This is a genomic window from Myroides sp. NP-2 (assembly GCF_014145665.1).
Classification (GTDB): domain Bacteria; phylum Bacteroidota; class Bacteroidia; order Flavobacteriales; family Flavobacteriaceae; genus Flavobacterium.
Genome location: NZ_JACHTD010000023.1, coordinates 1 through 14598, shown reverse-complemented (window position 1 = coordinate 14598; position 14598 = coordinate 1). Strand labels below are relative to the sequence as shown.

Annotated in this window: 12 protein-coding genes and 1 tRNA gene; 5 read left to right on the top strand and 8 right to left on the bottom strand. The window is 37.2% G+C overall.

Going from position 1 to position 14598, the window contains the following annotated elements; genetic code table 11:
• Positions 1 to 131: tyrosine-type recombinase/integrase (locus H4K35_RS15035; RefSeq protein ID WP_182626303.1), on the top strand; the 131-nt coding region annotated here is incomplete at its 5' end.
• A gap of 84 nt (positions 132 to 215) precedes the next feature.
• Here the strand turns inward: H4K35_RS15035 and H4K35_RS15030 are convergent.
• The 6 genes from H4K35_RS15030 to tpx all read right to left on the bottom strand — a co-directional run bounded on the left by H4K35_RS15030 (position 216) and on the right by tpx (position 6921).
• A tRNA-Ser gene (locus H4K35_RS15030) sits at positions 216 to 300 on the bottom strand.
• A gap of 126 nt (positions 301 to 426) precedes the next feature.
• The gene (ribB, locus tag H4K35_RS15025) at positions 427 to 1563 is read right to left on the bottom strand and encodes a 3,4-dihydroxy-2-butanone-4-phosphate synthase (protein WP_182628744.1); all 1137 of its coding nucleotides are present in this window, start codon (positions 1561 to 1563) and stop codon (positions 427 to 429) included.
• 21 nt (positions 1564 to 1584) lie between these two features.
• On the bottom strand, positions 1585 to 3096 hold the full coding sequence (locus H4K35_RS15020) for an LptF/LptG family permease (protein ID WP_182628743.1): 1512 nt from the start codon (positions 3094 to 3096) through the stop codon (positions 1585 to 1587).
• Positions 3097 to 3105: 9 nt separating this feature from the next.
• Positions 3106 to 3750 (bottom strand): outer membrane lipoprotein carrier protein LolA, encoded by a 645-nt coding sequence (locus H4K35_RS15015; RefSeq protein ID WP_182628742.1) that lies wholly within the window; start codon positions 3748 to 3750, stop codon positions 3106 to 3108.
• A gap of 16 nt (positions 3751 to 3766) precedes the next feature.
• Positions 3767 to 6277, bottom strand: a complete 2511-nt coding sequence (locus H4K35_RS15010) for a DNA translocase FtsK (protein ID WP_182628741.1) — start codon at positions 6275 to 6277, stop codon at positions 3767 to 3769.
• A gap of 146 nt (positions 6278 to 6423) precedes the next feature.
• Complete coding sequence (gene tpx / locus H4K35_RS15005; protein WP_182628740.1) at positions 6424 to 6921, bottom strand: thiol peroxidase; 498 nt, start codon at positions 6919 to 6921, stop codon at positions 6424 to 6426.
• A gap of 230 nt (positions 6922 to 7151) precedes the next feature.
• Here tpx and H4K35_RS15000 point away from each other — a divergent pair, with 230 nt between their 5' ends.
• A complete protein-coding gene (locus H4K35_RS15000) occupies positions 7152 to 8216 on the top strand; it encodes a 2,3-butanediol dehydrogenase (RefSeq protein WP_182628739.1) in 1065 nt (354 codons plus the stop codon).
• 59 nt (positions 8217 to 8275) lie between these two features.
• On the opposite strand, the gene H4K35_RS14995 is transcribed toward H4K35_RS15000, so the two are convergent.
• Positions 8276 to 9733: a PLP-dependent aminotransferase family protein gene (locus H4K35_RS14995; RefSeq protein WP_182628738.1), complete on the bottom strand. Its 1458-nt coding sequence runs from the start codon at positions 9731 to 9733 to the stop codon at positions 8276 to 8278.
• A gap of 84 nt (positions 9734 to 9817) precedes the next feature.
• On the opposite strand from H4K35_RS14995, the gene H4K35_RS14990 reads away from it, so the two are divergent.
• From H4K35_RS14990 to H4K35_RS14980, 3 genes are all read left to right on the top strand, one after another.
• Positions 9818 to 10264, top strand: coding sequence for a GNAT family N-acetyltransferase (locus H4K35_RS14990; protein WP_182628737.1), 447 nt, complete (start codon positions 9818 to 9820; stop codon positions 10262 to 10264).
• Between the two features lie 61 nt (positions 10265 to 10325).
• On the top strand, positions 10326 to 11054 hold the full coding sequence (locus H4K35_RS14985) for a YggS family pyridoxal phosphate-dependent enzyme (protein WP_182628736.1): 729 nt from the start codon (positions 10326 to 10328) through the stop codon (positions 11052 to 11054).
• A gap of 62 nt (positions 11055 to 11116) precedes the next feature.
• A complete protein-coding gene (locus H4K35_RS14980) occupies positions 11117 to 11746 on the top strand; it encodes a hypothetical protein (RefSeq protein ID WP_182628735.1) in 630 nt (209 codons plus the stop codon).
• Positions 11747 to 11803: 57 nt separating this feature from the next.
• Here the strand turns inward: H4K35_RS14980 and H4K35_RS14975 are convergent, their stop codons facing one another.
• On the bottom strand, positions 11804 to 13762 hold the full coding sequence (locus H4K35_RS14975; protein ID WP_255492496.1) for a nucleoside-diphosphate sugar epimerase/dehydratase: 1959 nt from the start codon (positions 13760 to 13762) through the stop codon (positions 11804 to 11806).
• Positions 13763 to 14598: the final 836 nt, after the last annotated feature.

The following is a 14598-nucleotide window of genomic DNA, read 5'->3' as shown; positions in this document are numbered from 1 at the left end:
TAAAAAGCGGAATTGACATTCGGGTTGTACAAGAATTATTAGGGCATAGTGATATTAGAACAACCATGATTTACACTCATATTACAGATGTAGATAAGAAATCGACACCAAGTCCATTAGATTTTTTGTAACCTAAATTAAAAAACCCAACTTTACATTTTTGGGTGTAAAATTGGGTGTTTATGCTTTAACTGATTAAGTATCAGTGTTTATTGCGGAGAAAGAGGGATTCGAACCCCCGGACCTGTTACAGTCAACAGTTTTCAAGACTGCCGCAATCGACCACTCTGCCATTTCTCCTGTGGTCTGCTTTACTTCCGTATTGCGAGTGCAAATATAACGCGTATTTTCAATTATACAAAAAAGAAAAAATATTTTTTTTGATAAATAAAACAACACAAACCTAACTCACTCACAATCGCTTATTTAATACATCACGTAATCTGAAATTTCTAAACCATAGCCTATCATTCCCACACGCTTTTCTGGTTCTGAATTCGTCATTAAGCGAATATTAGTAATACCTAAATCGTGTAATATCTGTGCACCAATACCAAAGTCTTTCTCATCTCCTGGTAATTTAGGTGTATCCATATCTAATTTTCCCCCTAAGTGCTCTTTAATGAAATTCAATCGACGCAATAAACTAATATTTTGTGCATCTTGATTAATGAATAAAATAGCTCCTTTTCCTTCTTCATTTATTTTATTAAATGCAGCTTCAATACGCACATCTAATTTTCCACTTAACGCATCTAAGATATCGTTACTGCCAATCATCGAATTAATACGCGTTAAAACCGCATCCTCTTCTTGCCACTCTCCTCTTGTTAAGGCGATGTGAATCTGTTTATTTGTAATTTGTTGGTATGCGCGCAAACGGAATGTTCCAAAACGAGTTTCAATTTCAAAATCTTCTTTTTTGTCGATCAAGCTATCGTGTTTCATGCGGTAAGCTACCAAGGCTTCAATAGAGATGATTTTTAAATCCCATTTCTTCGCTACTTCAACTAATTGGGGTAAACGAGCCATCGTACCGTCCTCATTTAAGATCTCTACTAAGATACCCGCAGATTTAAATCCAGCTAAACGAGCTAAATCTACCGCTGCTTCAGTATGTCCTGTACGACGCAATACTCCTCCTTGTTTTGCAATCAAAGGAAAAATATGTCCTGGGCGTCCTAAATCTTCTGGCTTTGTAGTTTCATCAACTAAAGACAAAATCGTCTTTGCTCTATCTTGAACAGAAATTCCCGTTGTACAGCCGTTTCCTATCAAATCTACAGAAACCGTAAATGCCGTTTGGTGCAATACTGTATTGTTTTGAACCATGGGTTTTAAATCTAACTCTTTACAGCGCTTCTCATTTAATGGTGCACAAATTAATCCGCGTCCATGCGTTGCCATAAAGTTGATCATCTCCGGAGTGGCCATCTCCGCTGCTGCTATAAAATCTCCTTCATTCTCACGATCTTCGTCATCCACGACAATAATAACTTTTCCTGCTTTAATATCTTCTATAGCTTCTTCTATCGTATGTAGCTGAATGTGATTCGTTGACATAATTAAGTGTTTTTTTGTGTGTTATTCTATGGTTTGTTTTTCTTCTGTATCTACTTTTTTAGTAAATTTCTTTTTTACGAAATCACCCAGGGTATAGAAAAACCCTAAAAAGTTAACCTCTCCATTATCTCTGGTTGCTTTTAGTGTAAGGAAAATAGCCAAAGGCGTTAAGATCAATGCACCTGCCCAAGCACCTAAAATCGGTTGTATTCCATCTTCTTGTGCCAATTTCTTACCAAAAGTATTCACAAAGTGATAGATAATGAAAATAATTACTGCAAAAACAATCGGCAATCCTAAGCCTCCCTTTCGAATGATAGCCCCTAAAGGTGCACCAATGAAATACATCAAAAAGCAAGAGTAGGCAATAACAAATTTGTCGTAAAGCGCCAAATAGTGATCGTTAATCTTCTTAATCTGTGCTAGACTAGACGTATCATTGCTTTCGGTAGTAAACAAAATATTGTTGGTATAGTCAATGGCTGATTGCACAATACGTCCTTGTGCATGGGTTGAAAAAGACGCTAAGTAGTCGCCTTGCATATCAATAACCTTCTCTTTTACAACTAAACTATCTTTTGCCCCATCTTTCACTTGACCTTTTTTTCGAGTATTGTAGCTATATGGATTGTAAATATCACTATAACGCACCATCAGGTTGTCTATATTTGAACTTTTATCTTTCACTAAAGAAGATTCCAAAGAATCAATCGTATACGACAATTCTTTGATGTTCAACATATGATACGTATTTTTAATCTCTTCGCGTTGTGTCCCATCATCTTGTAGCGCATTCAAATCAATATTCATCGTATACTTCTCAAAAGCTACTTTAACAAAGGGTTTTTTTCGAATTTGTGCGCTTGTTTTCGGCACAATATCTTCATAGTAATTGCCGTCAAATAGGTGTAAATTCAAGATATTCGTTTCGTTGTCCGAGGCTAATTCTCCATCTACGGAACGAATTACAGCTTTATTGTCATAACCCGATTGAGACTTAATATGCATAGTCACATTCTCTAGGTACTGCCCTTTCTCTCCGGTTTTCTTATCTACTTTAATATTAATCGACCCTACATCATTAAATTGACCTGCAGCAATTGCCATAGCGGGTTTAGTTTGTAGAATTTCTTTTCTCATGTTGATAAAACGATACTCCGCCTTAGGAATAACGTCATTAGCAAACCAAAACGATACAAATGCCAATACCGCAATGAAGATAGATAACGGTTGCATCGCGCGTTTTAAGGAAATACCCGACGCTTTCATTGCCGCAAATTCATAGTGCTCAGCAAAATTACCAAAGGTCATAATCGACGCTAACAACACCGATAAAGGCAACACCAATGGAATCATCTTAGGGGAATAAAACAGCAAAAACTGAACAATGATAAAAAAGTCCAAGTCTTTACCCGCTAATTCAGTGATGAACAGCCAGATTCCTTGTAAAATAAAAATAAAATAGAGAATGATAAACACTGTAAACAGCGTTGACATAAAAGTGGTTAATATATAGCGATCAAGTATTTTCACGTAGCGTAATTAATCTATGTTATTGATGTAATAATTTGGATAATCTGCGCTCGTAAAGGTAAAGTGATTTTTCGACAAACTTTGATTTGTTTTAAAAGATTTAACCGTTAACACAGACTTCGATCCATTTTTGTTTACTTGAATTTTGTTATAGATCTGCTTTGTCGCGTGATCTACCCCTACCAAAACCTCTTTGATTCCAGATTTTTTATCGGTTGGAATAAGCTTAATGTATTGAATTTCTCTGCCTTTTATATTTTGAGCAATATCCCATTGCAAATCATAACCCGTTTTATAAAACGATAAAAATTGCAAAGGTAAAGCATTGTCAATCTTATTGGGATCGTATTTAGAAACTGTTACCTCCTGATCCTCATCGCTAATTGTATAAATCTTCTTTCCGTCAAAAATACGCGTCATATCCATAAAAGACAGACGATACAGGTTTTGCTTTAGGTCAATATGTCCTTCCGTCTCTTGATTGATATCTCCGGTTTTTCCGTCGATCTGTGAGTAGTGAAAATCGATAGAAATTGACGTATAACTCCCTATTTTTTTATTTACTTCATCCAAATAGTTTTTAGCGCGTTGACTACTTTGTCCGTAGGTCACCATCGCACTACAAGTCAATAAAAGCAATACTATTTTTTTCATGTGTAAGTCTCATTTGTTAATTAAATAAATCTTTTTGTTCTTCTTCAAAGAAGCGATCTAGTGCTATGATATCCGGAATCAATACACTGCGGGCTTTACTACCTTCAAAAGGACCAACTATTCCCGCTGCTTCCAATTGATCGATAATTCTACCTGCACGATTGTATCCCAATTTTAATTTGCGCTGCAATAAAGAAGCAGACCCTTGTTGGGCATTGACAATAACAATAGCAGCTTCTCTAAACAACGCATCCCTTTCGCTAATATCCATGTCGAAATCTGTACCACTACCTTCTTCACCCACATATTCAGGAAGCAAATAAGCATCGGGATAGGCTTTCTGCCCTCCGATATATTCCGTAATCTTCTCTACTTCTGGTGTATCGACAAAAGCACATTGTACGCGAACTAAATCGTTCCCTTGTGTGTAAAGTAAATCCCCTCTACCGATCAGCTGATCCGCTCCTTGTTGATCCAAAATAGTACGTGAATCAATTTTTGAGGTCACGCGAAAGGCAATTCTCGCAGGAAAGTTGGCTTTAATAATCCCTGTAATAACGTTTACTGATGGACGTTGTGTTGCAATGATCAAGTGAATTCCAATCGCTCGAGCCAGCTGCGCTAAACGGGCAATTGGCGTTTCAACATCCTTTCCTGCCGTCATAATTAAATCGGCAAACTCGTCAATTACCAATACGATATAAGGCAAATAGCGATGCCCATTTTCGGGATTTAAACGACGTTGTTTGAATTTTTCATTGTATTCTTTAATATTTCGGACCATGGCATCTTTTAGCAAACTATAGCGATTGTCCATCTCAATACAAAGCGAATTTAAAGTATTGATAACTTTCGTATTATCCGTAATAATAGCCTCTTCAGAATCCGGTAATTTCGCCAAGTAATGACGTTCAATTTTATTGAATAAGGTCAACTCCACTTTCTTCGGATCCACTAATACAAATTTCACTTCAGCCGGGTGTTTCTTGTACAACAAAGAAGCCAACAAGGCGTTCAATCCAACAGATTTTCCTTGTCCCGTTGCCCCTGCCATCAATAAATGGGGCATTTTAGCCAAATCCACAACAAAAGTTTCGTTGGATATGGTCTTTCCAAGTGCAACTGGCAATTCCATTTCTGCACTTTGGAACTTTGGCGATGCTATTACACTGCGCATCGACACTATGGACGGATTTGTATTTGGAACCTCAATTCCAATGGTTCCTCTTCCTGGAATAGGCGCAATAATACGAATCCCTAATGCCGCTAATGACAAAGCAATATCATCTTCTAAATTCTTAATCTTTGAGATGCGTACCCCCGCCTCTGGAACAATTTCGTATAGCGTCACCGTAGGTCCCACAGTTGCTTTAATCTGAGCAATATCGATTTTATAATTTCGCAGGGTCTCTACAATATTATTTTTATTTTCTTCTAATTCTTCTTGGTTAATGGTAATACTACCCGTACCATAATCTTTTAATAAGTCAATAGATGGAAACTGATAGTTTGACAATTCCAATGTTGGATCAAACTCTCCAAAATCTTGCACTAATTGAGCTGCTAAATTTTCCTCTACCGTTCCTTCGTCTTTGATCTCCTCAATAACAAACGATTCAGAAGCCCCTTTGCCTACTTCTATTTCAGCAGCTGTTTCTTCCATTTTCGGGTGTAAATTCAATTCGGAACTATGCCCTATAGTAGGTTTTATACTCTTGTGATCAATGTTAAATGCCGTGTTCTGTATCTCTTCTTTTTCTGGAACAAGTTCCTCTTTTTCTGACGGTAAAATCATGCTGTAATCTTCTTCCTGCTCTTCCTGCATGGGCGCACTATCAACAGCCTCTTTGCCTGTTTCTTTTACAACAGGTGTATCCTGATCAAACCTAGCGTCGTCCAATTTCGTTTTGGCAGAAAAGGAAGAAAATTTTTCAGGCAATGATGATATAAAATCTCTAATCTTTGTTGGCGATAACTTATAGCGAAACAAGAGAAAAACAAGTGTAACAAAACTAATGAGTAAAATAGTCCCTGCTGTACCTAAGTAATCTGTCAAATACAAATTAATTTCATAGCCGACCGTTCCTCCTAGCAATGGATTTTGTTGCCAAAAGAAACCTAGAAAACTACCCAATAAAATCATTGAAGTTAAATCCCAAAAAACAACCTTTTTTATTCGGCGAGATGCAATGCCGAAGAAAGCATATACTCCACTGTGAATTAATAGCTTAGCAAAAAAGAAAGAAGCCAATCCAAATCCTTGATAAATGAAAACATGCCCCAAATAGGCTCCTAATTTCCCCAACCAATTGTGAACCTCTACTTCTCGATCTCCAATTTCTGCCAAATTACTCTGATCTTCGATGCCAGAAAGAAAATAGGATACAAAACTCAGGGTAAGGGATATACCAATAATAATCAATAAGATAGAAAATAAAAAACGCGAATTCTTTAAGATGGTTGTATCGTATTTCTTAGTTTCAATAGGGGATTTTTTCTTCTTTGTCGATTTACTTTCTCTTTCCATTTATTCGTTGCAATTGATAAAATAAGCGTTCTTTCTCTAGCTAATGTAATAAAGTAAAAGATATTTTTAAAAAAAGCCGTGTATTGGACTATCGAACAAACAACTTTTAGTAAAAATATCTTCTCTTACTAGATTACCTTATTTGCCTAGAGTGCGGCTAAAGCTAATTCATAATTCGGTTCGTTCGCAGTTTCTGCTACTTGTTCTGTATATACAACTGAACCGTTTTCGTCAATTACTGCAATTGCACGGGATAACAATCCCTCTAATGGCCCGTCTGTAAAAGTCAACCCATATGCTTTTCCAAAAGCTCCGGTTCTGAAGTCAGACAACATCACTACATTTTCAATTCCTTCAGCACCACAAAAACGAGTCTGCGCAAAAGGTAAATCTTTAGAAATACACAATACAACGGTGTTTTCTAATTGTGCTGCTTTTTGATTGAACGTGCGAACAGATGTAGCACAAGTAGGCGTGTCTACACTTGGAAAAATATTCAAAACGATTCTCTTTCCTGCGAAATCACTTAATTTTTTTACTGCTAAATCAGTTCCTACTAACTCAAACCCTGGAGCTACTGTGTTGATACTTGGTAAATCTCCAATCGTGTGAAATGGATTATTTTTTAATGTTACTGTTGCCATACCTTTCTTTTTTTATTCAAACAAAAATACGAAAAATTGCCTAAGTTTTACGCTTAAATCTTGCGAAGTCTTATCGCAAAACACAAGAATACCACCTCTTCCTTTAACGTGGTTCTACACTGTTCAACTTCATTTCTTAACACTCGTTAATTTATATACCTTTAACTTCTAAGTTGCATTTTATAAACAACCTTTTCTTAATTTTGAGAGAAACATATAAAAAACTACCTATGAAAACAATGCAAGCTGCACGTTGGTATGCTGCCAAAGACATACGCGTGGAAGAAATCGTCATCCCACAACCCAAAAAAGGACAAGTTAAGATTGCCGTACAATTTGCTGGTATTTGCGGATCCGATCTACACGAGTATAACCACGGTCCCCAATTGATTCCCATGGACGCGCCATACCCTCTTAATGGACACCAAGGCGTAACGACATTAGGTCATGAATTTTCAGGTATCATTGAAGAAGTAGGGGAAGGCGTAACTCACCTGAAAAAAGGCGATCGCGTCGTAGTAGAACCCATTTATAAAAATTTCGACAGTCCTTTTACAACAGCAGGTCAATACAATTTGGGAGAACATCTTGGTTTTATTGGATTAGCAGGTGATGGAGGTTTTGCTCATTACGTAGTTGTGGAAGACTATATGGTTCATCAAATGCCGGAATCCATGACTTTTGAACAAGGTGCTATGGTTGAACCTGCAGCAGTAGCCGTATATGCAGTCATGCAAAGTGGAGTTCAACTTGGAGAAACAGTATTCATCTCAGGCGCAGGTCCTATCGGACTACTGTGTACACAAGCAGCTTTAGCCGCTGGTGCAAGCACTGTTATCGTTACAGACGTCGCTGAAAAACGCTTGGAAAAAGCAAAAGAAATTGGAGCAACACACGTATTCAACGCCACGGATCCCGATTTACACCAAAAGATAAAAGCGGTTACGGATCATTTAGGACCTCACGTATTTTTAGATTGCGCAGGCGTTCAAGCGTCTTTTGACACTGGATTAAACCTAGTTAGAAACGGTGGAACAGCAGTACTCGTTGCCCTATTCGGCAAACCTGTACAACATGACGCTTTACAACAAGTATTGCGCGAAATTACAGTTAAAGGCGTTATCGCATACCGAAATATCTTCCCCCAAACCATGAAGTTAATCAACAGTGGACGCATGCCTGTAGAAAAGCTGATCACCAGCAAAATCAAACTAGAAAATATTGTAGATCAAGGATTTGAAGCTTTAATAAAAAACCCTTCTCAAGTAAAAATCCTCATTGATATTGCAAAATAACAACTGTTAATCCAGTGGATTGACACCAAAAAAAGACTTGGGAAAATCCAAGTCTTTTTTTATTTTACCCCCTCACCTCCAATTATCGTTTTCAACAACAATACCGCTTGTTCCAACTCCTGTTCATTCATCGAAGCAAAGCCAAAACGAAAAGCGTTTAGCTCGGTATCTACACGTTTAATAGCAAGTTGTGGATGTGTCATTAATTGCTCAATAACATACGGTTTTTTCAAGGTTAACCAAATAGCCATACCTCCCGAAAGCAAAGTATAATCCACAGAAGAAGCTAGATGCAAACGCAACAGCTCATCTAAATAATCCCGGCGCGAAAAATAACACTTCTTCGCTTTTTTAATATGTCGTTTTAATTCCCCTTGTCGAATTAATTCAGCTAAAGCATTTTGCATATAGCCATCAACCCCAACGTCAATTAGTTTCCGCAAGGCTACACCTTGTTCAATAAAATTAAATGGAGCCACCATAAATCCAATGCGTATAGAGGGATCTAACAATTTAGAAAATGATCCTATATAAATAACATGTCCCCTATGCTGGCTACTTGCTAAAGGCAAATAAGGAGAAGACGCATAGTGATAATCGTAGTCGTAATCATCTTCTATGATGGCAAATCCGTACTGCTGAGACAATTTTAATAAAGCCATACGACGCTCAATGCTCAGCGTAACAGTTGTTGGATAGTGGTGATGTGGAATCACGTAGATCGCCTTTATGGGCTTACTTTGGCAGATTGACTCTACTTCTGATACCACCAAACCATTATCATCCACATTCACTTCAAGCACAGTTGCCCCTGTTTGTTCAAACACTTTAGTCGCCATATCGTAATTCGGCCGCCCTACTACAATACATTCGCCAGGTTCCAACAATAATTGAGCCGCCAAATAAATACTCATTTGCGCTCCATGCGTGATTAAAATATGCTCTTTTTCTATGTTTAATCCTCGAGTTTCTGACAGATAGGAAGCCAATATTTCCCTCAATTTCAAACTGCCTTGGGCCGTACCAAATGTAGCATTGCGTATACTGTGTTTCTTAGACGTATACGAACGGTAGATTTTGAGTAAATCGTCAATGGGGGAAAGTCGTACATCGGGAAATCCATCATCGAGAATGATAGAAGGCAGCCTAGCTATTTCTTTAATTTTAGGAGAAGTAATTTGTTTAAACGCCGGCTGAAAAGCAGTGGTATACGAGGATTCATTGGCTGACTCCTCAGACCATTTTTTCGGTTTTAACTGGGGAATTTTAGCTGAAACTGCCACGTATTTTCGCGGTACAGAAACCACCCAATCTTGCGCCTCCAACTCTTCATAAGCTGCAACAATCGTCTTGCGGTGAACCTCAAGTAACTTCGCTAAATCACGCGTACTGGGCAAATGTGTATTTGCTTTGATTACCCCTTGACTAATTGCATTGATAAAAGAAATGGCAATCTGTCTGTAAATGGGAATCTTACTCTTGCGGTCAATCGATATTATTCTCTCAAATGGCATCATAGTGGACTACTAATTATAACATATCTGGACCACAAAGATAGTCCTAATAGCCCATACTTTTGTTGCGTAAAAGAAAAATTAAAGATGAATTACACAATTAAAAAAGCAAGTTTAGAAGATTTAGAAGAAGCAGCAACTCTTTTTAATCTTTACCGTATCTTTTATCGTCAAGAATCAGATTTACAAGGAAGTACAAATTTCATCAAAGAGCGACTTCTCCATGGTGAATCCGATATTTTCTTGGCTATTTACGATAACAAAGCAGTTGGTTTCGTACAGTTGTACAAGCTTTTTCACTACATTAAGCTACAAAAACAATGGTTGTTAAGCGATCTATTTGTACACCCAGACTACAGAGGAAAAGGGTTGTCAGTAGCTTTGATTGACCGCAGCAAAAAATGGTGTGAAGAAACAGGTGCTTGTGGCTTAATGCTAGAAACCGAAAAATCGAACATCATTGGTAATAATCTCTATCCGAAATGTGATTTTCAATACGATGGAGTGCATAACTACTATAATTGGTGGAAATAAGTCTAGTTTGTTGGCGAAGTCTCGGCTTCGCCAATTTTGTTTTTTGTTTAATTTTATTCCTATGTCACACATTCAAGAAAACTTAACGCTCATTCTACAACGCATAGAACGAGCCTGCATCGCCAACAATAGAGATCCCAAAGAGGTCAAACTACTTTTGGCTACCAAGACAGTGCCTGCAGCCCGAATTCGAATAGCCCTCCAAGCTGGTCAAACCTTACTAGGCGAAAACAAAGTACAAGAAATAAAAGAAAAATACGATGAGTTACTAGATCTCCATCCGACCAATCACTTCATTGGTCACCTACAAACTAACAAAATCAAGGATATACTCAAATACAACATTACGTGTATTCACTCTGTGGATCGCTTGGACCTAGCCACCAAATTACACCAGCGATTAGCCTTAGAAAATAAAACCATGGACATCCTCATTCAAGTGAACACTTCCAATGAAGATAGCAAATTTGGAGTAGCACCAGCATACGCTCTTGAACTCATTCAAGAGGTAGCTAAATTAAATACTTTACACATAAAAGGACTAATGACAATCGGATTGTTTAGCGCAGATGAAATAAAGATTCGCGCCTGTTTTAAAATACTAAAAGACGTTCAAGAACAAGCTAAACAACTCCACTTACACAACGTGGAAATGAATGAACTATCCATGGGTATGAGTGGAGATCTAGAAATTGCCGTGGCAGAAGGAGCAACAATCGTCAGAGTAGGAACCGCCATCTTTGGCGAACGAATCTATCCTGATAGCTACTATTGGAACGAAAACAAATAAAATTTACCGCTTTCTTCTGCTCAAAAAATTGTATTTTTAATACTATATTAAAGATTCAAGCTATGATAAGAAAAAACCTCTATGCTACAGTAGCCCTAATTGCCCTATGCACAATGTCGATAACAACAAACGCACAAAGCCAAAGTTTTGGACAAAAAATAGGTGAATTACTCTATGAAATGACCACAAAAAATCCAGATACACTAAAAATACAAAACCTTCTCAAAACGATGGATATCGACGACAAGGAAGTAAAAATAGGCAACTTATCCTATAGTATTTTTGATGGTTTTGACGGTGATCGCATGTATTATATCCCCTTCACTAAAGCTGATGAGAGTCGTTTTACAGTGGAACAATTAAAAAGAGATGATCAATTGTATTTTGGTGTGCAATTCTTACTCTCAAGCACCTATACGCTAAACAGTCAAAACCAAGTGAATTATAGCAATCCTACCTATGCCTATAACGTCAATTTGGACGAAGTAAGCCAATATTGTACAACACCAATGAAGTATAAAAACGGAAGTGGAAACAACCCAGAATCCCCTTTACTTAGTTGCATTTATACAAACCCAGACAGCAAAAAACGCATGATGTACTGGGTGGTATTTGAACAACCTACAGGTAATCAAAAGGGAAATACAATCAAAGAAATCAAATTCCAAAGCATAGAACTTTGGCAAAAGTAATACATCTAAAAAACAAAGCGGGTGCTCCATTGGAACACCCGCTTTCTTCTATATTTTCTAAAACACAACGGTTTGATCTAAAGAAGCAAAAACCGAGTTTTGTGACTTGAATTCTGGTACAATTCGCTTTAGTTCAGTAACTAGATACATCATATCGTCTTTGGATTCTTCATTTAATACACTTTGGCATAGTGCTTCAATAATTTGTTTTGCTTCACCCAAATCCTGATTTCGCACCTGTGCAATCATAATTTTTTCATGGTGTGTCTTGACCGTGTTTTCATCATTGGCTAACAACTCTTCAAAAATCTTTTCTCCTGGACGCAATCCTGTAATCTTAATATCGATATCATCGGGATATACGAACCCACTCAACCGAATCATACGCTTTGCTAAATCCATAATCTTCATAGATTTTCCCATATCGAAGACAAAAATTTCACCACCTTTACCCATGATTGATGCTTCTAATACCAATTGACAAGCTTCTGGAATAGTCATGAAATATCGCGTAATATCAGGATGGGTAACCGTTAAAGGTCCGCCAGCATCCAATTGCCTTTTGAATAAAGGAATAACAGATCCATTAGATCCTAAAACATTTCCAAAACGGGTGACAATAAAATTAGTTTTACCTTTCCCCTTTAAACTAGAAACATAGATTTCTGCTGCTCGTTTAGTTGCCCCCATAACGTTGGTGGGATTCACCGCTTTATCGGTTGATACCATTACAAATTTTTGTACATCAAAGGCAACGGCTAAATCAGCCATATGTTTCGTGCCTTTGACATTAGTGCAAATAGCCTCATAAGGATAGGTTTCCATCAAAGGAACATGTTTGTATGCAGCAGCGTGATAAACTAAATTTGGTCTATAACGATCGAAAATTGCACGCATATTCGATTCTTCTCGAATATTACCCACTACATAAACTATGCGATCTAGATGTGGAGAAACCATGGCCTGTTGAACATCATAGAGCGGAGATTCCGCATGATCAATCAAGATCAACAATTTAAAATCAAACAAGGCAACTTGTCTGGCAATTTCGCTTCCAATTGAACCCGCTGCTCCTGTAATCATAACCACCTTACCTTGGATTTCATTTGCTATAATAGGATTATCCAAATTGATCGCCTTGCGCCCTAACAAATCGTCAATACGCAATTCTTTAATTTGCTTATTCGTATACTTCCCATTTAACCAATCCGTAGCAGGAGGAATAATCTTAATTTTAACTGGTAACTCTACTAAGTGTTCCGCAATTTCATTTAAGCGTTCCCGTTGGATATTCTGAATAGATATAATGATATCGTCAATTCGATGATGTTGTACAAAAGCTGTACTGAGTTCTTTACTTCCAAAAATGCGGTAACCTGCGATTCGTTGGCCCACTTTTTTCTCGTTGTCATCGACAAAACCTACTATTTGTGTACGTACTTTAGTATCTCCAGCAAGAGCATTGAGAGTAATTAAACCTGAATCCCCTGCACCATAGATCAACACCCGTTTTTCATTGCGTACATCTAAAATATAGCTGCGATAAAACTGACTATAAAATAAACGAGCACATACCAACATAGCCACAGAGAGCAGCATATGCATAACAATAAAGGAATAGGATTGTCTAACAAAATCATCCATCTGTTCACCAGAGAGAACACCATTGCGCTGCAATGCAGCAGGAATAGTGATCAGGACACTCGCCAAAAGACAAGTGATAAAAACTAATTCGATGTCTTTAATTGATGTCTGACGAATTAAGCTTCGATAGGGTTTGACTAACCAAAAGCTAAAGATATAAGAACCTAAAACAATTGGTAATTTAAAATATAATAACTCTACTTCATAAGTACCATAAAAATTACTCAGGAATAGTAAAGAAATAAAATAAGTAAAGAGAATGATCAGGATATCGATGAAGAATATAATTCCACGGGGAATATCTCTTTTCAATCTACTTTTTAAACGATCAATCATAGCAATATAATTGGATAGTATTTTCTTTTTTTTCAAAGATAATACATTTTCCACATTATTTAGCTAAAAAAAACTCAGATCACTCTATATCTAAGAGTAATTTAAGAAAATTTGCCAAAAAACAATCAAATATTCAAAAATATTAATATTTAAAACAAAATTAACTAGGAATACTCGAAATGAGAACAATATTAAATGATAAATTTTATGATTCGCTTCCCGTATAAGTCCAATTGAACAATAATCCATAAAAGATGAAAATCAGTACTATAATTCGTTATCACTGTTCGATATTAATCCTTTCTTTATATAAATAGTTTGGATTTAGATAAATTATAATTGCTAATACTCCAATTTAATAAGACCAATTGCGATGGTTGTAAGATCAAACGTATAAAGCAGTATGAGTTTGAGTAGCTGTTTGATATGGGATTTGTTGGTTGTGTGGTTTATCTCACCTAGTTTATATTTGTTTTGGTGTTCGATGAATCTACGATTTGTTAGTTGCGCGGTTTGTTAGTTGCGCGGTTTGTTAGTTGCGCGGTTTGCGCGGTTTGCTCTATGCACGGTTTGTAATCTGCGCGGTTTATCTCACCTAGTTTATAATGGTTTTGGTGTTCGATGAATCTACGCTACACTACGATTTGTTATTTGCGCGGTTTGTAAGATTATTGTGCTTTACAACGAGCATCGAACGAAGAGCAAAGAGCGACGAAATCTGTGTTGATTATTCTCATCTGTACTGTTCACTGTAAACCAAAAAAAAAGCCTGACTACTTGCGTAATCAGGCTTTCAAAAGAAGGGCGACGACATACTCTCCCACCATGTGGCAGTACCATCTGCGCTAGCGGGCTTAACTTCTCTGTTCGAA

Coding starts and splice junctions, on each gene's coding strand:
- ribB (WP_182628744.1), bottom strand. CDS start 1,563: ATGTCAACGAATCACATTCAGCTACATACGATAGAAGAAGCTATAGAA.
- H4K35_RS15015 (WP_182628742.1), bottom strand. CDS start 3,750: ATGAAAAAAATAGTATTGCTTTTATTGACTTGTAGTGCGATGGTGACC.
- H4K35_RS15010 (WP_182628741.1), bottom strand. CDS start 6,277: ATGGAAAGAGAAAGTAAATCGACAAAGAAGAAAAAATCCCCTATTGAA.
- tpx (WP_182628740.1), bottom strand. CDS start 6,921: ATGGCAACAGTAACATTAAAAAATAATCCATTTCACACGATTGGAGAT.
- H4K35_RS15000 (WP_182628739.1), top strand. CDS start 7,152: ATGAAAACAATGCAAGCTGCACGTTGGTATGCTGCCAAAGACATACGC.
- H4K35_RS14995 (WP_182628738.1), bottom strand. CDS start 9,733: ATGATGCCATTTGAGAGAATAATATCGATTGACCGCAAGAGTAAGATT.
- H4K35_RS14990 (WP_182628737.1), top strand. CDS start 9,818: ATGAATTACACAATTAAAAAAGCAAGTTTAGAAGATTTAGAAGAAGCA.
- H4K35_RS14985 (WP_182628736.1), top strand. CDS start 10,326: ATGTCACACATTCAAGAAAACTTAACGCTCATTCTACAACGCATAGAA.
- H4K35_RS14980 (WP_182628735.1), top strand. CDS start 11,117: ATGATAAGAAAAAACCTCTATGCTACAGTAGCCCTAATTGCCCTATGC.